This window comes from Vibrio sp. 1580, assembly GCF_033340055.1.
Genome location: NZ_JAWOVT010000384.1, coordinates 1 through 635, shown reverse-complemented (window position 1 = coordinate 635; position 635 = coordinate 1). Strand labels below are relative to the sequence as shown.

Here is a 635-nt window from a genome sequence, read left to right as displayed (position 1 = left end):
GCTGTCTAGCCCTTCAATTTTTAACGCTAAACACAGCTTTAATAGGTCACCTAACTCGCCGCTCGGCCAGCCTTTTTTATCAAACCACAGCAAATATTCCTCAGGTAAATCAATAAGTACTCTGCCTGCATATTTGCCAAATGGCATTTGCATTCTTGCCAGTTTAATCAGGTTTTCTTTTTCTAACATAAATGAAGCGCGGTTAAGACATCTCACGCAAGAGTACCACCAGCGGTGCTCCCTCACCAGTTAAAGGACCAAATAAGGCAAGAAGCTCAACGATCGTTAGGGCGGTTTATTTTGACGGCTTTGAGTTGCTTTGTGCTAGAGTACGCGACATTAAAAATTAGAACAAGAATGCAATGAAGTCACCGTGTAGAGCAGCCTGTAAAAATAACGCTGGAATTTGTTCTGGCTGTCACCGAACGATGGATGAAATCATCCAGTGGAAAGACAAAACCGAACTCCAACGAGAAACCATTATCGAGCAAATCACCGGAGAAGATTCCACCCACCGCTGTCCTGAATGCGATTCGCAAGCTCACTGCGATATTGCAGCAGGAAAAGAAACGTGTTGGTGTTTTGGTATTGAGCCTCGTGACTTGCCTAAGCCGGAGTCCGATCAGCTTTGTTTA

The 635-nt window shown here is 44.4% G+C and carries 2 protein-coding genes; one reads left to right on the top strand and one right to left on the bottom strand.

Going from position 1 to position 635, the window contains the following annotated elements; translation table 11 throughout:
• Nucleotides 1-189: DUF3820 family protein (locus R7093_RS26150; protein WP_318147141.1), on the bottom strand; the 189-nt coding region annotated here is incomplete at its 3' end.
• A 173-nt stretch (nucleotides 190-362) separates the two neighbouring features.
• On the opposite strand from R7093_RS26150, the gene R7093_RS26145 reads away from it, so the two are divergent.
• The coding region (locus R7093_RS26145; RefSeq protein WP_318147140.1) for a DUF1289 domain-containing protein at nucleotides 363-635 on the top strand (273 nt) is incomplete at its 3' end.